This window comes from Bacillus sp. JK74, assembly GCF_053663395.1.
The window spans coordinates 165,371-182,735 of record NZ_JBSJQB010000006.1 but is presented as its reverse complement, the minus strand read 5'-3'; the positions used below and the strand labels follow the sequence as shown (position 1 = coordinate 182,735).

The window sequence follows — 17,365 nt, the reverse complement described above, 5'->3', positions numbered from 1 at the left end:
TACACGGCGCCGCCTGTTTGGAGGACTTTTTTTGAAGATTACAGGAAACAAACGAATCCGCATGTCTTACAAGAAAAAGCTGTTTTACGTGATAACAGCGCTTTGTTTTATCAGCTCGCTCATTTTTGTCACTCACAACGCTTCTTTTTATGAGCGGCCGATTGCCAGAGTGACGAAAACAACATTGGAACACCAGTCTGACGTACAGGACATGCATAAAAACAAAGATAAGATTTTCAATCAGACGATCACTGCCAGACTTGAAAACGGCAGTCAGAAAGGGCAGCTCATTCATTTGTCCAATCAGTATTCTTTATCCGGAGCGAATGATCAGAAATATTCGATTGGCGATGAAGTATTCGTTTCTATTGATAAAGGGAAACCATCAAACAAAGTTATATCGGGAAGCATTATAGATAAAAAACGGGATAAACAGCTTTTGCTGATCGCTTGGGTTTTCATCTTCACCTTGCTTATCGGCGGCAAAAAACAAGGCTTCTTTTCGATCGTCAGCCTGATGTTTAACGCCGTTTTACTGTCGTTTGCATTAGATTTGTACAGGAAGCATCCTAATATAGGGTTAATTTTCATCTGCGGTATCTGTATTCTCATCTTTACTGTCATCTCATTGCTGCTTGTCAGCGGTTTTCACGCGAAAACATACGCCGCCATAGCCGCGACGCTCGCAGGCACTTTCGTTTCCCTGCTGATTACGTATCTGGTGATGCTGGCAACCGGAGAGAAAGGTCTCAGATATGAGGAAATGCAGTATTTAACCCGCCCTTATCACACGGTGTTTATGGCCGGGGTATTTATCGGATCACTGGGAGCGGTCATGGATGTGGCCATTACCATGACGTCATCTGTCTTCGGATTATATGAAGAAAACAAGGGTATCTCATTACAAGCTCTCAGACGTTCCGGGATGGAGATCGGAAAAGACATCATGGGGGCGATGACCAACATTCTGTTTTTTGCTTATATAAGCGGCTCTATTCCGATGATGCTTTTGTATTTGAAAAATGATTCCCCGATAGGATTCACTCTTTCTATGAACATTTCCTTGGAAATAGCCAGAGCATTGGCCGGGGGGATCGGAATTGTATTAACCATCCCCGCCAGTCTGTATGCTTCTGTCTTTTTTATTAAACGAAAGAAGGCAAGCTCATGAATGTCATCGTAATTCTCGCGGCGATTTTATTTCTATTAATGGTCATCATCGGCGGAAAAAAAGGAGCGAGGTCTTTTATTGCGTTATTCTTAAATTTCGGTGTTCTCTTTCTCACCATTATTTTCATGACAGACCCGCATATCAATCCGATTGTTTTAACATTGCTCTCTTCCGCCGTGATTTGCAGCATTACTCTTTTTTATATTAATGGAGGAAACGTCAAAACCGTAACCGCCTTTATTTCTGCAATGCTGACCATTTCATTGCTGCTGTTTTTTATTATGGCCGTAACAAAACATACTTCGATTCAGGGATTCGGTGAAGAAGAATTGGGGGATATCGGCATATTCACACTGTTTGTCGGGGTGGATTTTGTAAAGGTTACCGCAGCTATGATCATCATGGGCACGATTGGGGCGATTACCGATGTCGCGATTTCCATTACTTCACCCATGCGGGAAATTTACAGTCATAATCCGTCCATGAGCAGAAAAGAACTGTACACATTCGGATTAAGCATTGGGAGAGATATTTTAGGAACGAATACGAATACGTTATTCTTTGCTTTTTTCGGCAGCTATTTGGCTTTAATTATCTGGTTTAAAGACTTATCATACTCAGCTGAAAAAATAGTGAACTCAAAAGTATTCAGTGCGGAAGCCGTCACCATTCTTTGCGCCGGAATCGGGATCGGCATCATCATTCCCGTGACGTCCTGGATCACCGCCTGTTTTTTAGCAAAACCAAATAAACAGTAAAAGCTGCCGGGACACGCCCGGCAGCTTTTTTTATCTTATACCCACTTTACAACGTCTTTTGAGGCAGATCTTGTTTTCGGGCGCGGTTCTCTGACACGGTAGCCGAATGCGGCCATGACAGAGATGTCGAAACTTCCGTTTTCCAGAAGCCCTTCTTCTTCAAGAATCCGGTGGATTTCTTTATAGTTGAAGCCTTCAACAGGACAGGAATCGATGCCGATCTGCGCAGCGGCTGTCATCATATTGCCGAGGGCGATGTAAGTCTGTTTGGATGCCCAGTCAAACAGCGCGCGATCTGATTCAAGCAGATTGAAATCATTTTTCTGGAATTCTTCCGTTTTGCTGATATAGCCTTCATACATATCTTCCGGCATTTTTTTGACTTCCCGCAAGTGATTTTTGACATAATCGGCGTCAAAACGGATATCCTTTGCCGTCCGGGCAAGCAGAAGTACGAAATGGCTTGCGGTCGGCAGCTGCTTTTGCGCCCCCCATGTGAACTCGCGGAGTTTTTCACGAAGCTCCGGATTTTGAACGACGACAAATTTCCAAGGCTCCAAACCGAGTGAGCTTGGGGATAATCTTCCCGTTTCTAAAATGAATTCAAAATCGCTTTCTGAAATTTTTTTCTCAGGATCAAATTCCTTTGTGGCGTGTCTGAATTGATACGCTTCGATGATCTGCTGTTTTTTATCTGACATTCATGATCTCTCCTTTTCATCTCGTTATGTACTATTGTAGCCATTATTTTTGAAAGTACCAGTACGCACATTTTTGTTGGATAGTATTCATTTTGATACTGACAAAAAAACGGGCTGCCGCGGCAGTCCGTTTTTATTTTTCTCTTCTCGCAAAGTCGACGAAACGGAATTTATCGAGCCTGTGCCGGCTTTCCGTATATTGGAAGAGGCTGGTATCCTCCAAAAAGACGCGGTTTTTCACGACCGCCATATGGCTGAACCCGCCGAGATCTAAATACTTCCCGTCTTCCTCCCCCGCCGGCTCCACGACAATTTCCTTTTGCGCGTAGCTGATGGACAGGCCGAGCTCTCCTTCGAGATACTCATAGATCGAATCTTCACAAATCGCCTTGGTCAATTGAGGCACATGTTTTTTCACAAAGTAATCCTTGTCTAAAATAATATGGTCTCCGTCAATCCGTCTTGATCTGACGACTTCCCACACCTTTTCATCCGCTTCTGTACCAAGCTCTTTTGCGGCTTCTGAGGGAGGCAGGATCAGCCCGAGACGGTGAACCTCCGTTCTCGTCTCTTTTCCGAGCGTTTCCGAAAGCTCTTTGAAGCTGATCAGGCCTGAGACGGGAAAGCGCATTTTTTCTCTGTCTAATATGACGGAGCCTTTGCCTTTGATTTTCTGGATGTAGCCGTTTTGCGCCAGCATATTGAGCGCTTTACGGACGGTTTCTCGTGATGTGCCGTATTGATCGCATAAATCATTTTCAGACGGAAGAACGTCTTCAGCCTTCCGCTGGCCGCTTTCAATCTGCCGCACCATATCTTTATAGATTGTGATATATTTATTCACTTTCATTCATGACCACCCAGATTAGTGTATCACGCTTTTGTCAGATGATAAACGATCGATTCATACGGACGGAGCGTCAATCGTTCCGGCCGCCCTTCCCTCGGTTCATCATTCGTCAGCAGCACCGTAAACCGCCAGCCGTCCGTGTCTTTAAGCGGAACCGTAAAGTCCGCTTCTTTCCCGTAGAAGTTGTTGATGCACAGAAGTTTTTCATCCTTGCCGTGTCTGACGTACGCCAGAACCGCCGGATCATCTTCAGCAAGCAGCTCAAACGTTCCTTCAGTCACGATGTCATATTCCTTTCTGAGCTTGATGAGCTTCTGATAATGGTAGAAAATTGAATCCGGGTCCCGCAAAGCCGCTTCCGCGTTAATGTCCCGATAATCATCCGCCGCCGGAATCCAAGGCGTTCCCGTCGTGAAGCCGCCGTGCGGTCCGCTGTTCCATTGAACGGGGGTTCTTGCATTGTCTCTTGATTTCTCTTTTAAAATGGCGATAATGTCTTTTTCTGACACGCCTTCTTCCTTCATCTTTTTGTAAATGTTCAGTGATTCGACATCGCGGTATGAGCCGATGTCATCGAACTTCGGATTGCCCATGCCGATCTCCTCACCTTGATAAATGTAGGGCGTGCCCTGCATCATATGAATGGCCGCCGCCAGCATTTTGGCTGATTTCGTCCGGTATTCGCCGTCGTCTCCGTATCTGGATACGGCCCGCGGCTGGTCATGATTGCACCAGAATAATGCGTTCCAGCCTCCGCCGTTTTGCATCTCCGTCTGCCAAAACGCTAAAATCCGTTTCAGCTTCAGAAAATCAAACGGAGCGAGCGCCCATTTTTCACCATTCGGATAATCCACTTTTAAATGATGAAAGTTAAAGGTCATATCGAGTTCTTTATTTTCAGGGTTTGTGTACCGGATGCAGTGGTCAGCCGTTGTCGAGGACATTTCACCGACCGTCATGCTGTCATATTTCGAAAACACTTCCCGGTTCATCTCATGAAGAAATTCGTGCACGCGCGGCCCGTCCGTATAATAAGGGCGTCCGTCACGGCCATCCTCGGCATCAGGAAACGATTGGTCTTTAGAAATGAGGTTGATCACATCCAGCCGGAAGCCGTCGATCCCTTTTCGGAACCAAAAATGCATCATGTCGTAAACCTGTTTTCTCATCTCTTCATTTTCCCAGTTCAAATCGGCCTGCGACACATCGAATAAATGCAGATAGTGCTGGCCTGACGCCGGGTCGAGCTCCCAAGCGGAACCGCCGAATTTTGATTCCCAGTTGTTCGGCGCCCGGCCGTCTTCCTTTCCGTCTTTCCAAATGTAAAAATCCCGATACGGACTGTCGGGTGACGAGACCGCTTCTTTGAACCATTGATGCTCGACTGATGTATGGTTTACGACAAGATCCATGACGACCTTGATTCCTCTTTTGTGCGCTTCATCAAGAAGGCGTTCAAAATCCTCCATTGTTCCGTATGCTTCATAAATGGTGCAGTAATCGCGAATGTCATAACCGTTGTCATTCTGCGGCGAATCGTAAATCGGCGTAAGCCAAATGACATCAATCAAAAGCTTCTGCAAATAATCAAGCTTCTCGATAATACCGTTCAGATCACCGATCCCGTTTCCCGTCGTATCATTAAAGCTCTTCGGATAAATTTGATATACCGCTGCCTTTTTCCACCATGGTGTGCTGTCTGTTTTCATTTTTCTTCACCGCCTGTATTGTTTTGAATGGAAAGGGAAAAGGGACAGCCTGTTAGAAGGCGCCCCGCAGGTTTTCTATTTTTGCCGTTTCAGCCGCGCATACCCGTATGTTCCCGCAAACGGGAGAATCAGCACAATCAGCATTCCGATCGCAAACGGACCCCAGTACCGGCTCATAATGGAGAAGATCCCCGGCACGCCGCCGACTCCGACCGAGCTTGCGAGAACGCCTTTGACGGAGATGAACATCCCCGCGATTCCCGAACTGATCATAGCGATCACAAACGGAAATTTGTAACGCAGATTCACGCCGAAAATCGCCGGCTCTGTAATGCCCAAATATGCGGAAATGCCGGCCGTCAGTGAAAGCCCCCGCTGTTTTTTATCTTTTGTAATCAGCATCATGGCCAGAGCCGCCGATCCTTGAGCGATATTTGACAATGCGAGCATCGGCCATAAAAATGTGCCGCCGAGCTTTGATCCGATTAATTGAAGATCGACCGCGAGAAACGTATGATGCATCCCCGTGATCACAAGCGCCGAATACAGCCCTCCGTACAGCAGGCCTCCGATGGCGGAGAATTGGCCGAAAACGGCAATCAATCCCGCCGTCAGCGCGTTACCGATCGCAAAGGTCATCGGACCGATGATAACAAAGGATAGAAAACCGATGACCAAAAGCGTCACCGGCGCGACGACCAACAGCTGAATGCCCTCCGGCGTCCGTTTTGTCAAAAAGAGCTCAAGCCTGGCAAGTAAATAAGACGCCAGCAGAATCGGAAGCACCTGACCTTGATACCCGACTTTCTGCACCTCAAGGCCGAACAGGTTCCACACCGGAATATCGCCGCTCTGCTCGGCAGCCCCGTAGCCCCATGCGTTTAACAGATCAGGATGCACCAACATCAGCCCGAGCACGATGCCCAAAAGCGGGCTTCCTCCGAACCGCTTCACTGCCGACCAGCCGATTAAAGCCGGCAGAAAAGCGAAGGCCGTCCCCGCGATCAGATTAATCATATTGGCAAGATCCGCCCATTGCGGATACACTTGAACAATCGATTTCGTGCTGTAAAAAATGCCTTCCGCCGTTAAGATATTGTTCAGACCCATTAAAAGCCCAGCCGTGACGATCGCCGGCAAGATCGGAATAAAGATGTCCGCAAGCGTTTTCACAGCACGCTGCAAAGGATTCATGTTTTGCGCTGCCGCCTTCTTTACGTCATCCTTGGACGCTTCACCGATACCCGTTTCCTTCACTAATTCCGCATATACTTTGTTGACCGTCCCCTGCCCGATCACGACTTGAAACTGCCCGTTTACCGCAAAAGATCCTTTGACAATGTCTATTGCATCAAGCATTTTTTGGTTTACCTTGGTTTCATCTATTAATGCAAACCGCAAACGCGTCACACAATGAGTCGCCGCCTCAATATTTTCAATTCCGCCGACAGCTTCAGCGATCTGCCGCGCAGCCCGGTTAAACTCACCCATGCCAACCCCTCCGTAACCGTTTTCATTTTGTCTCGCAAACTTGTATATACATGTTTATGACTCTATTGTAATGATGTATATACATGTCGTCAATCTATTTTTATAGCGCTTTCATCACAAATATACTGCGAAAGACCCTGAAACAAAAAAAGCCCCGCCGGAACCGGGCCTTGACTTCTTGTTTGGTCGGGAACATGTCCGGGCGAAATTCACAACAGGAGCACAAAAAGCATACAGTACTGTACAACTAAGTTAAAGAGGTGTGAAGAGATGCCATCCACTGTTATCAACCTGTACTATTTGAAGATTAACAGTATTTCTGGCAACGGATCTATTACGATTGGGGAAGCGGCATACAACAGTCCCACCACAAATAACAAATCACAAGGACTGAACTCTTCATTCGGCGATACGTCACCTATAGAATCGATGATGGAGAACTTGTTAAATGATCCTGATGTCAACGACCAGACAGCCATCGGAACCGCAGATACCGCAAATATTACGCCGGTGCCGCCCATTATAGATTAAAGGGGTTTTTATGAATGCCTTACCAAATTAACGTCGTCAATATAAAAGTAAACGGAGCAACGCAAAACGGAAACGTCGATATCGGTCAGACCGTACAAAACAGCCACACCGCCAACAGCAAGTTTGTCGGCGCGAACTTTTCTTTAGGGGATTTTTCGCCGGCCGCCGGATGTTTGAATTCGGGCCATCTTGACCCTGACGTGAGCGACCAGGATCAGATCGCCAACCCGTCAATGCCGATCGCAAATCAAATATAGGGAGGTTCTGCCGAGGTGGATATCGAAAAAATGAGAAAGTGGCTTGAGATTACGAACGAGCACAAGCCCAGCGACTTTTGGACCAATGTCCTGAAACGGAAATCTCCCGAAGATTTTTTCTCCTTACAAAAAAACACCCTGACTTATGATATTTATCAGGATGAACAGCACACATTTGTCATTGTGGAAATGCCCGGCGTTTACGAAGAAGAATTGACATTGAGGCTGCTGTCAAGGACACGGCTGCATATAAGAGGAAACATCACACCCCTTTTTCCGAAGAACATGGGCGTCTGCCAAAACCGGTATTACGGGGAAATCGATGAGACGATTGAGCTTCCTGAACCGGCTGAGCCCCACCTGTTACAGGCGCAGTGCGTAAACGGCCTGCTCCACATTTCCTACCCGCGCCTTATGGAGCACATTCCTTTTCAGAAAAAAATCTAAAGAGCCGGCTTACGGGCGGCCCAGCCGTCTGTACACTTTCTCCTTATAATGAGAAGATGCGGGTTTTGAGAACATGGCTTTCTCCTCCGTCAGTTTGTCGAGTCTGACTTGTTTTTCCGTCCGTTTGTTCCGCAGGTGATCCCGCTCCTGTTCATTGCGGCACTTGGCGATCAAATAATCGAGCGTCATCAGCTCTTTCTTCAGCGCGCCCTCATCCTCGGCGATCCCGGCGTTTTTTAATATGCGGTAGCCCATTCTGAGCGACTCCGGAAGATGTGCGGCATCGTCTTTCGGCAGGGGCTTTCCCATTCCTTTGATGCCGGCGAACTCTCCATCCTTAATGGCGCGCTTGATTTTATCTTCAGCCACGATATGGGCAATATCCATCACTGTTCACCTCTTTTTTCAATAGAACCGGGTGTGATCATACGGAAATTCACATCCCAGTTTGTGCCATTTGTGTTTTTTAAAGCTGTCATTCAACAGATGAACCGCTGTTGCGACAGCGTTTTTCGCCCTTTTTCCGATGAGCCTTTTCCACCTTTTCTATTTGCTGGTTTCATGGTATATTGATTACGTTCGTTTTTTCTATCGTTCCGTGTAAACCGTGATCGGAAAAAAGGAGTGTAACAATGAAAACATTTATAAAAGAAAGAGGACTTGCCTTCTTCTTGATAGCGGTCGTGTTATTGTGGGTGAAAACATATGTCGCTTATATTTTAAACTTTAACCTCGGCATAGACAACACGATCCAGAAAATATTGCTTTTTGTGAATCCGCTGAGCTCCAGCTTGTTCTTTCTTGGATTTGGGCTTCTTTTCAAGAAAAAATTACAGCAGACAGCCATTATTGTGATTCATTTTTTATTGTCTTTTTTGCTTTTTGCAAACATCGTCTATTATAGATTCTTTAATGATTTCATTACCATCCCGGTCATGATGCAGGCAAAGACAAACGGCGGCCAGCTCGGAGACAGCGCGTTCTCGTTAATGAGATGGACAGACGCCTTCTACTTCCTGGATACCGTCATTTTGATTATTTTGGCCCTTAAGATGAAAAAACCGGCTGAAAAACCGGCGAAGAAATCATTCAGAATCGTTTTGGCTTCCGCCGTGCTTGTGTTCCTGATCAACCTCGCCGTCGCGGAATCCGACCGTCCCGAGCTTTTGACACGCTCATTTGACCGAAATTATCTGGTGAAATACCTGGGCACGTACAACTTTACGATTTACGATGCCGTGCAGAATGTGAAATCAAACAGCCAGCGTGCGCTTGCCGATTCAAGCGATGTAACGGATGTGGAAAACTATATGAAGGCCAACTATGACGTGCCGAATAACGTCTACTTCGGAAAAGCCGAAGGAAAAAACGTCATCTACGTCTCATTAGAGTCTCTGCAATCCTTTATCATTGATTACAAAATTAACGGCAAGGAAGTGACGCCGTTTTTAAACAAACTGGCGCACGATAATCAAACATTCTACTTTGATAACTTTTTCCACCAAACGGGACAAGGTAAAACATCTGATGCGGAATTTATGATGGAGAACTCTCTGTACCCGCTTTCGCAAGGTTCGGTTTTCGTCAATAAAGCGCAAAACACGCTGCAGTCCGTTCCTGCGATCTTAAAAGGCAAAAAGTACACGTCTGCCGCTTTCCACGGAAATACGCAGACTTTCTGGAACCGTAACGAAATGTACAAATCGGAAGGCATCGATAAGTTTTTCGATTCCGCTTATTATGACATGAGCGAAGAAAACACGAAAAACTACGGCATGAAAGACAAACCGTATTTCAAAGAATCCATGCCGCTCTTAAAGAGCCTGCCGCAGCCGTTCTATACGAAGTTCATTACGCTGTCCAACCACTTCCCGTTCGGAATGGATAAAGAAGACACGGACTTCCCGGCGGGAGACTTTGGCGATTCAGTCGTCAATAATTACTTCCAGTCCGCGAACTATCTGGATGAATCAATTGAACAGTTCTTTAATGACCTGAAAAAAGACGGCCTGTACGATAAGTCGATTATCGTGATGTACGGAGACCACTACGGCATCTCCGAAAACCATAATAAAGCGATGGCGAAAGTGCTCGGCAAAGATGAGATCACTGAATACGACAATGCCCAGCTTCAGCGGGTGCCGCTCTTTATCCACGCTCCCGGCGTGAAAGGCGGCCGCAATCATAAATTTGCCGGTGAAGTCGATGTCGCGCCGACCGTTCTTCATCTGCTCGGCGTCGATACGAAAGATTATCTCATGTCAGGTTCTGATATCTTATCGAAAGAGCACAGAGAAGTCATTCCGTTCCGTAACGGAGACTTCATCTCGCCGAACTATACGAAAGTGTCCGGCAAGTATTACGATACGAAAACCGGAAGACTTTTAGATGATTCAGAAGTCGACAAAAAAGAAGACTCTCTCGTCAAGACCGAGCTTGAAATGTCTGATAAGATCATCAACGGCGATCTGCTTCGTTTCTATCAGCCGAAAGGCTTCAAGAAAGTGGATCCGTCACAATTCGATTATACGAAGCGTGAAGATTCCTCAGCAGACGATCAAAAAGAATAAACAAAAGCCAGATCATTGATATGATCTGGCTTTTTTATGTTCAGCTCCCGGCAGCGGCCATAGTGCGCTTTTGCAGGCTGTCGGAAAGAACTGAATAAGCGACGACTTTCTTTTTCTGCTGTTTGACGACATCTACATGATCTTCGTAGCTGTATACAAACACTGTCACATCTTTTTTTCCTTTTCTCGTCTTAATGACAAGCGGATCGGCTCCGTTTTGCGGATGAAGATAACGCTCTTCATCCCCTGGGTATATATAATGCCGTTCGATAAACACGGCTTCGTTAAAATCATCAATCACCCGGCGTTTGTCTTCGCCTTCCAGACGTTTTCCGCCGAGGGAAACGGCAGCGGACTCGTCACTGAGCTTTGAATGGGTTTCAAACTTGCGGAGGATCCATTCCACCGCTCCGGTAGGAAGGCATGTCAGCACAATCTTAATCAGGCTTATGACAACAATTGAAACAACTGCAATCCATGTCACCTTACATCATCTCCATACTTGTTCTACATGAATCTTAACATAGAAGGAAACATTGTTTTTTGTACATTATGTGAAACTTGATATATGTTCAAAAAAATCCGGATCACATAGGTGATCCGGATTTTTCAAGTCTGCTTCTGATCGTCAAGGCGGACGGCCTCTCTCAGCTCTTCCGCGACAAATTCGACGTTCGGCCCGATAATGACCTGCGCCGTTTTATTCCCCGTTTTGATAACCCCTTTTGCTCCCGCTTTTTTAAGCGCCACCTCATTAATGAGAGACGTATCCTGCACGGTCAGCCTGAGGCGGGTCGCACAGTGATCAATCGTTTCGAGGTTTTGCCTGCCGCCGAGCCCCTTGAGCATGGCATGTTCTTCGACGGAACCGGCCGTATCTTCACTAAGCACTTCTTCCTCTTCCTCATCATCTTCCCGTCCCGGCGTTTTCAAGTTTAACGTTTTGATGAGCATATAAAAGACGACAAAATAGATCACCGCATAACAAAGCCCGACAACGAGCAGCAAAAGCGGTTTTTCGGCAATGCCGTAGCTGAGGAGATAATCGATCGCCCCCGCCGAGAATGAAAAACCTGACCTGATTCCGAGAACATTCACGATAAATAAAGAGAACCCGGTTAATATAGCATGAACCCCGTACAAAAGCGGTGATAAAAACATAAATGCAAATTCAATCGGCTCTGTAATTCCGGTAATAAATGCCGTCAGCGCGAGACCGATCATCATTCCGGCCGTCGCTTTGCGCTTACTTGGCTTAGCCGCGGCAATCATTGCCAGACATGCGGCCGGAAGCCCGAACATCATAATCGGGAAGAATCCCGTCATATAAGTCCCCGCCGTCGGATCCTTCGCAAAGAAGCGGGCCAGATCTCCCGTTTTTCCGTGAAAATCGCCAAACTGGAACCAAAAAATATTATTCAGCACATGATGAAGACCGAATGGAATCAAAAGCCGGTTAAAAATCCCGTAAATCCCGGCGCCGATCCCGCCAAGCCCGATCATCCATTCCCCGAAGGACGTAATCACCGACTGAATCGGCGGCCACACAAATCCGAAGATCCCCGCCAAAATAATGGTAATCAGCGCCGTTACAATCGGAACGAGCCTGCGCCCGCTGAAAAAACCGAGATATTCGGGCAGCTTCGTATCCTTAAAGCGATTATACGTGTATCCCGCAATTAACCCCGCGATAATCCCTCCGAAAACGGCCATATTATTTGTCGAATTGATTGATTTTACAGCCGCGTCCAGCATGATATAAGAAATGGCTCCCGACAGAGCGGCGGCCCCGTTGCTGTCTTTGGAAATCCCGATCGCGATTCCGATCGCGAAAATCAGCGGCAGATGATCAAATACCGCGGTCCCCGCCGCGTAAATGAACGGAATATTTAATAAGTCCTCTCTGCCGATGGCCAAAATAATACCAACGGCGGGCAGAACGGCAATCGGAAGCATAAAAGACTTTCCGAGTTTTTGCAAAAATTGAAGCATTTTACCCATCCCCCTTCTTTTTTCTTAAATATACCACATAAGTTATCTAGTGATCTATACCAATTTTCCTTCATTTATTCACATAAGGCTTGTTGGTTTTCTATTTATAAACCAGTTGTGGTAAGCTTGAATCAGATGATTAAAAATAGAAAGCGGGAATGACAATGATTGTAACGAACGATCAAGAATTAGAAGGCCTTAAAAAAATCGGCAGAATCGTCGCGCTGGCGCGTGAAGAAATGAAGAAAAAAGCCGAGCCCGGCATGAGCACGAAAGATCTTGACCTGATCGGAAAGGCGGTGCTTGACGAGCACGGAGCCGCTTCCGCTCCGGAGAAGGAATACGATTTCCCGGGCGTGACATGCATCAGCGTAAATGACGAAGTCGCTCACGGCATTCCGAGCGCCTCTAAAATCTTAAAAGCCGGAGATCTTGTCAATATCGATATTTCGGCGGAGTTCGGCGGTTTTTATTCCGATACGGGCATTTCATTTGTGCTCGGAGAAGGCGATGAACGTCTGCAAAAGCTTTGTAACTGCGCAACATCCGCATTTCAGAAAGGATTGGATCAGGCAAAAGCCGGCAAACGTCAAAACCAGATCGGCAGAGCCGTCTACCATGAGGCCCGCTCCAACGGATTTACCGTCATTAAAACGCTGACGGGCCACGGAATCGGCAGAAACCTCCATGAAGCGCCGAACCACATCATGAATTACTACGATCCGTTTGATAACGCGCTGTTTAAAAACGGAACCGTGATCGCGCTTGAGCCGTTTATTTCCACGAAAGCGGAAACGATTGTTGAAGCGGGAGACGGCTGGACGTATAAAACGCCGGATAAAAGCCTTGTCGCCCAAGTGGAACACACCATCGTGATTACAAAAGACAAACCGATTATTTTAACTGCATTGTAATGTTTCATCTCCCTCCCGAACAGGTATACAACAACTAACCCGAAGGAGGGAGACGCATGAAAAAAGATAAAGAAAAAATCAAAATCGAAAACGAAATACACGCCATGCACGGCGTAACGAAACAGCAGATTTTAGAGGATTTCGAGGAATTTAAGGCGTACCTTCATCAGAAAATTTCCGCCGGAAAAAAACTGGGTCTGGATGACAGCAAAATCATTAAAAGCGCCGCCATCCTCGGGGACTATCTCGCCAAACACGAGGAGCCCCGCAATGCGGAAGAAAAACTTTTACAAGAACTGTGGGACATTGCGGATGACAATGAAAAACAGCATTTGGCCCAGCTTCTCGTCAAACTTGCCGGACACTGATACAGTGCCCGGCTTTTTTATGCTCCGTTATAAGAGTTGTGCTACACTGGACATATGTCTGTGAAAGGAGCCATTTTTCAACATGTGGTTTATTATCTTCGGGTTTATTTTCTTTATTGAAAGCATCATTCTTACCGTTTACGGGGTGAAGAAAAAGAAGGGGATGCTGATTTATTTCGGCGTCGTTTTCGGAATCATGACACTCGGAACAGTGCTGTTAAAATTAACCGGCCATTAAGCATGAAAAGACCGCCCTTTACATATATATGTAAGAAAGCTTTACATCTCTGAATCGAAAGGCTCAGTTTTTGCGTTATCCCTTTTCAGCGTCTTTTTATAGATGTTACAATGCCAAAAGTTTGGCAAAAACTGAAGAAACTCTCCCCAGCGGGAGAACGGAGAAAGGAGTTTTCTGACATGCATTATGGCAGTAAAGGCTGGTATGTAGAAGAGTTAAAGAAAAAAGGAATTACCCACTATGAAGGAAGAAAGCTTCAAAGCTTCAAAAAGTACTTCCTTGCCAATCTGCTGGAAACAAAGAAACAAGCATAACGTAAATCAGCCGTGCTGTCAGTGCAGCACGGCTTTTTTTCTATACATTAGTGAGCCTGTCCCTTTTTTTAAGGAAGGACTCCCTCCAGCTTTCTGACAGCGCTTCTTCCCGCAGTATTTCTTCAATCGCTGACAGATTGCCTGAATCACGGTATTTCACTTCGTTCGCATACCAGACGGAAATGCTTTCTTTGCCTCTCGACAGACGCTTGAGGACGGGACGCGGATCGACATATCCTTCTTCAAGCACCCTGAAATAAAAGCCGGTAAATCCCGTCTGCTGTACACGGAGCACCATATCTTTGATGCCATATTTGAGCGCGAGTTTGACGCAGGGCTGGCGCGGCTGGCTTACTTGAACGACGGCTTCCCCCAGCTGAAAGACGTCTCCGATCCACACGTCTTGTTCGGCCAGTCCTTTGACCGTTACATTCTCTCCGAACGCGGCGGCGGGAAGTTTTCTCGCGAGCGTTGTTTCCCAATATGAATAATGCTCGGCGGGATACACGCACACCGCTTTATCGGGACCTCCGTGATGCTTCAGATCAGCCTGCCCGTCCCCGTCAAAATGGGTTTTATACAGCATGACGGGAGAATCTGCGGGCCGCTTGATGATGCCTGAATTGATTTGTCTGCCGGCAAATTCATGAATTGCGGGCTTTCCGAGATTGATAGATAAGACAGAATAGTCTTGCGTCATCTCGTTCACATCCTTTGCGAAATATCCTATCTTTCCTTTATCATAGTAAGAAAAAGGTGGTTTTTCCATGCTTCAGTATCATATGATTGCAGACGGCCGGGTTCAGGGCGTAGGTTTTCGCTACTTCGTCCAGATGGAAGCCGACAGACATAAGATAGCCGGCTGGGTAAAAAACCGTGATGACGGCCGGGTGGAAATCCTTGCCGAAGGCCCTGAAGAGTCGTTAAAACAATTTGCCGAAGCGGTCAGAAAAGGCAGCCCCTTCTCAAATGTCACAAACGTAACCATCGAAGAATCACACCGTCTGAAAGGGTACCGCACCTTTTCCATCAGTTACTGATAAGGCTTGTCCTGATAAAAATAATTCGGCTTCACAATCGTATCGTCATATGATTTATGAAAAATGTGGGTGGAAGCCGGCGAGATCGGCGGAATCAGCCAGGTCCAGTCGCCCGTCAGCTTTCTGCCCGCGTCTTGTTCCTGTTCTTCAAAGCGTTTAAATTGATTCGCGGCCGTATGGTGATCGACAATGCTGACACCGTGTTTTTTGTATGAATAGAGCACTGCCTTATTCAGTTCCACCAGCACCTGATCTTTCCACAGGTCAGTATTCAGGCTGGCGGAAATCCCCATGACCGAAGCGGCTTTTTTGAGCATATCATACCGCTTTTCGTCAGCAAGATTCCTTGCGCCGATTTCGGTTCCCATATACCATCCGTTAAAAGGCGCCGCGTTGTACGACAGTCCGCCGATTTCAAGCCTCATATCGGCGATAATCGGAACCCCGTACCATCTGAGATTTAAATCGGCAAACTCTTCAATATCCGGATGGGTGATCGGCACTTCTTTCACGAGCGTCTGAGGCAGGTCATACCAGACCGGCTGCCCGTCCCCTTTCATCCGGAAAAGCAGCGGCAGAATATCAAAATCGGTCCGCTTCCCGCGCCAGCCGAGTTTTTCGCAGACAGCCGTCAGCTCATATGATGCCGGATCACCGACTCTTCCTTTTTCAGTCTCATATCCCGCATAGCGGATGAGCTGGTGATTCCAGATTTCCACTTGTTTCTCCCCGTTCTTCTCAGGAGGGAAAATCGTAATCGTCGGTTTAATTTTTCCGCCGTTCGTGGCGATTTCAATATGTTCAAATAATGCGTCACGCACCTCTTCTTTCGTGTTCACATTGCGCCGGTCAATGACGTTCAGCGATTGCCAGAACAGACGCCCGATACAGCGGTTGCTGTTGCGCCACGCCATTTTCGCCCCGTGTTCAAGCTCTTCCGCCGTATGGACGTAACTTCCCGTCCGCTCTATCTCATCTTTTATCGCGTGCAGTCGCGCGTTGATTTGCGATTCCATTCCGAGTTCCTGATAGCAGACATCAATAAAATCCTTCGCCTCATCCCAAAGTATTTCCGTATGTTTCAAAAAACTCTCTCCTTCAATTTACATCTGTTTCCCATTGTATCGTTTTTAGGTGTGAACACAATGGTTTTTTTGTATCATACTGGAAACTGCGAAGAAAAAACACCTGTGATTTTCGCAGGTGTTTTACAAAACGGAATGCAGTTTTTCAGCCAGTGTAAGCAAATCCTCACGGTAGTTTTTTCCCGTCATCGGAATTCCGTGACCCGTCAAAAGCGCTTCCGGCTCCAGTTCCGCCAGTTTCTGAACGGATGCGGCCGCCGTCTGCGTATCAGCTGTAAAATAGGCGGGCGGCCCGTGAAGCTCTTGCTTTTGTATGACAACGTCCGCAAGCGATTCCTGTTCAACAGTGATCACGGCATCACCGGCAAGCAGCACGCGGTCTTTATCCCGGAATAATGAAATATGGCCGGGTGTGTGGCCGGGCGTATGCACCCATCTCCATTCCTCAAGAAACGGAACGGTACCGTCTGAAGGCAGTGCCTGAACGGACGGAATGCGGATCGTATGGCGCGGAAACAGCGGTGACAGCTTTGCGACAAGCCCTTTTTTCGCATCGGGCCTGGCAGGCGGATAATCCGCTTTCCCCGTGACGTACGGGAGCTCCTTTTCATGAATGTAAACCGGCATATCCCAAAGCTCAAGCAGTTCTTCAATCGCACCGACATGATCAAAATGACCGTGTGTCAAAATGACCGCCTTCAGCTCATACCCCTCTTTGAATCGGCGTTTCATTTCTTCTGTTATCATCTCCGCCGATTGAGGCATTCCCGCGTCAACCAGAATGATTTCCCGCGGAGCTGAGGGATTTTCGATAAAGTAAACATTCGCAATCTGCACGGTCAGTCCGTAAACGCCGTCCGCCGCTTTAAAACCGGCGCCGCTTCTCACTGAAAAAAGCGGCATAAACGGATCACTCATCATGGCACCTC

Annotated in this window: 21 protein-coding genes; 11 read left to right on the top strand and 10 right to left on the bottom strand. The window is 46.9% G+C overall.

All coding sequences use genetic code 11. The features are described from left to right. The first annotated feature begins 31 nt into the window (after positions 1-31). Positions 32-1,171 carry a YibE/F family protein gene (locus tag ACWJJ5_RS16800; protein ID WP_454022562.1) on the top strand — a complete coding sequence of 380 codons (1,140 nt, stop codon included), beginning with the start codon at positions 32-34 and terminating at the stop codon, positions 1,169-1,171. Continuing rightward, on the top strand, positions 1,168-1,929 hold the full coding sequence (locus ACWJJ5_RS16795) for a YibE/F family protein (protein ID WP_182069703.1): 762 nt from the start codon (positions 1,168-1,170) through the stop codon (positions 1,927-1,929). The genes ACWJJ5_RS16800 and ACWJJ5_RS16795 overlap by 4 nt, the downstream gene beginning before the upstream one ends. A gap of 35 nt (positions 1,930-1,964) precedes the next feature. On the opposite strand, the gene ACWJJ5_RS16790 is transcribed toward ACWJJ5_RS16795, so the two are convergent. From ACWJJ5_RS16790 to treP, 4 genes are all read right to left on the bottom strand, one after another. Further along, positions 1,965-2,630: an NAD(P)H-dependent oxidoreductase gene (locus tag ACWJJ5_RS16790; RefSeq protein WP_031378881.1), complete on the bottom strand. Its 666-nt coding sequence runs from the start codon at positions 2,628-2,630 to the stop codon at positions 1,965-1,967. 133 nt (positions 2,631-2,763) lie between these two features. Continuing rightward, positions 2,764-3,480: a trehalose operon repressor gene (gene treR / locus ACWJJ5_RS16785; RefSeq protein ID WP_201488818.1), complete on the bottom strand. Its 717-nt coding sequence runs from the start codon at positions 3,478-3,480 to the stop codon at positions 2,764-2,766. A gap of 23 nt (positions 3,481-3,503) precedes the next feature. Then, entirely contained in the window at positions 3,504-5,189 is a 1,686-nt protein-coding gene (gene treC / locus ACWJJ5_RS16780; protein WP_173613099.1) for an alpha,alpha-phosphotrehalase, read from the bottom strand. 75 nt (positions 5,190-5,264) lie between these two features. Further along, a complete protein-coding gene (gene treP, locus ACWJJ5_RS16775; RefSeq protein ID WP_454022561.1) occupies positions 5,265-6,680 on the bottom strand; it encodes a PTS system trehalose-specific EIIBC component in 1,416 nt (471 codons plus the stop codon). A 270-nt stretch (positions 6,681-6,950) separates the two neighbouring features. Between treP and ACWJJ5_RS16770 the strand changes: the two genes are divergently transcribed. Genes ACWJJ5_RS16770 through ACWJJ5_RS16760 form a run of 3 tightly spaced genes read left to right on the top strand, consistent with a single transcriptional unit; the run spans position 6,951 to position 7,915 of the window. Continuing rightward, entirely contained in the window at positions 6,951-7,211 is a 261-nt protein-coding gene (locus tag ACWJJ5_RS16770) for a spore germination protein (RefSeq protein ID WP_007408496.1), read from the top strand. Between the two features lie 14 nt (positions 7,212-7,225). Continuing rightward, positions 7,226-7,468, top strand: a complete 243-nt coding sequence (locus ACWJJ5_RS16765; protein WP_003155595.1) for a spore germination protein — start codon at positions 7,226-7,228, stop codon at positions 7,466-7,468. A 15-nt stretch (positions 7,469-7,483) separates the two neighbouring features. Next, complete coding sequence (locus ACWJJ5_RS16760) at positions 7,484-7,915, top strand: Hsp20/alpha crystallin family protein (protein WP_003155596.1); 432 nt, start codon at positions 7,484-7,486, stop codon at positions 7,913-7,915. A 9-nt stretch (positions 7,916-7,924) separates the two neighbouring features. Here ACWJJ5_RS16760 and ACWJJ5_RS16755 read toward each other — a convergent pair whose 3' ends face one another. Continuing rightward, positions 7,925-8,302: a DnaJ family domain-containing protein gene (locus tag ACWJJ5_RS16755; protein WP_007610033.1), complete on the bottom strand. Its 378-nt coding sequence runs from the start codon at positions 8,300-8,302 to the stop codon at positions 7,925-7,927. A gap of 245 nt (positions 8,303-8,547) precedes the next feature. On the opposite strand from ACWJJ5_RS16755, the gene ACWJJ5_RS16750 reads away from it, so the two are divergent. After that, the gene (locus tag ACWJJ5_RS16750; RefSeq protein WP_003155599.1) at positions 8,548-10,485 is read left to right on the top strand and encodes an LTA synthase family protein; all 1,938 of its coding nucleotides are present in this window, start codon (positions 8,548-8,550) and stop codon (positions 10,483-10,485) included. Between the two features lie 40 nt (positions 10,486-10,525). Here ACWJJ5_RS16750 and ACWJJ5_RS16745 read toward each other — a convergent pair whose 3' ends face one another. Next, complete coding sequence (locus ACWJJ5_RS16745) at positions 10,526-10,969, bottom strand: YfmQ family protein (protein ID WP_003155601.1); 444 nt, start codon at positions 10,967-10,969, stop codon at positions 10,526-10,528. 125 nt (positions 10,970-11,094) lie between these two features. Then, entirely contained in the window at positions 11,095-12,477 is a 1,383-nt protein-coding gene (nagE, locus tag ACWJJ5_RS16740; protein ID WP_146276326.1) for an N-acetylglucosamine-specific PTS transporter subunit IIBC, read from the bottom strand. 164 nt (positions 12,478-12,641) lie between these two features. On the opposite strand from nagE, the gene map reads away from it, so the two are divergent. From map to ACWJJ5_RS16720, 4 genes are all read left to right on the top strand, one after another. Continuing rightward, entirely contained in the window at positions 12,642-13,391 is a 750-nt protein-coding gene (gene map, locus ACWJJ5_RS16735; protein WP_454022560.1) for a type I methionyl aminopeptidase, read from the top strand. Positions 13,392-13,447: 56 nt separating this feature from the next. Then, positions 13,448-13,759, top strand: coding sequence for a DUF3243 domain-containing protein (locus ACWJJ5_RS16730; RefSeq protein ID WP_003155607.1), 312 nt, complete (start codon positions 13,448-13,450; stop codon positions 13,757-13,759). Positions 13,760-13,841: 82 nt separating this feature from the next. Beyond that, a complete protein-coding gene (locus ACWJJ5_RS16725) occupies positions 13,842-13,997 on the top strand; it encodes a hypothetical protein (RefSeq protein WP_003155608.1) in 156 nt (51 codons plus the stop codon). A gap of 179 nt (positions 13,998-14,176) precedes the next feature. Continuing rightward, positions 14,177-14,311, top strand: a complete 135-nt coding sequence (locus ACWJJ5_RS16720) for a YflJ family protein (RefSeq protein WP_003155609.1) — start codon at positions 14,177-14,179, stop codon at positions 14,309-14,311. A 40-nt stretch (positions 14,312-14,351) separates the two neighbouring features. Here the strand turns inward: ACWJJ5_RS16720 and ACWJJ5_RS16715 are convergent, their stop codons facing one another. Further along, positions 14,352-15,011, bottom strand: a complete 660-nt coding sequence (locus tag ACWJJ5_RS16715; protein ID WP_015239385.1) for an MOSC domain-containing protein — start codon at positions 15,009-15,011, stop codon at positions 14,352-14,354. 67 nt (positions 15,012-15,078) lie between these two features. Here ACWJJ5_RS16715 and ACWJJ5_RS16710 point away from each other — a divergent pair, with 67 nt between their 5' ends. After that, positions 15,079-15,351 (top strand): acylphosphatase, encoded by a 273-nt coding sequence (locus tag ACWJJ5_RS16710; RefSeq protein ID WP_003155611.1) that lies wholly within the window; start codon positions 15,079-15,081, stop codon positions 15,349-15,351. Here ACWJJ5_RS16710 and nosA read toward each other — a convergent pair. Both nosA and ACWJJ5_RS16700 read right to left on the bottom strand, forming a co-directional pair. Then, positions 15,345-16,436 carry a nitric oxide synthase gene (nosA, locus tag ACWJJ5_RS16705; RefSeq protein ID WP_070081495.1) on the bottom strand — a complete coding sequence of 364 codons (1,092 nt, stop codon included), beginning with the start codon at positions 16,434-16,436 and terminating at the stop codon, positions 15,345-15,347. The genes ACWJJ5_RS16710 and nosA overlap by 7 nt on opposite strands. Before the next feature lie 123 nt (positions 16,437-16,559). Further along, positions 16,560-17,354, bottom strand: a complete 795-nt coding sequence (locus tag ACWJJ5_RS16700; protein WP_077721930.1) for an MBL fold metallo-hydrolase — start codon at positions 17,352-17,354, stop codon at positions 16,560-16,562. Positions 17,355-17,365 lie beyond the last annotated feature (11 nt).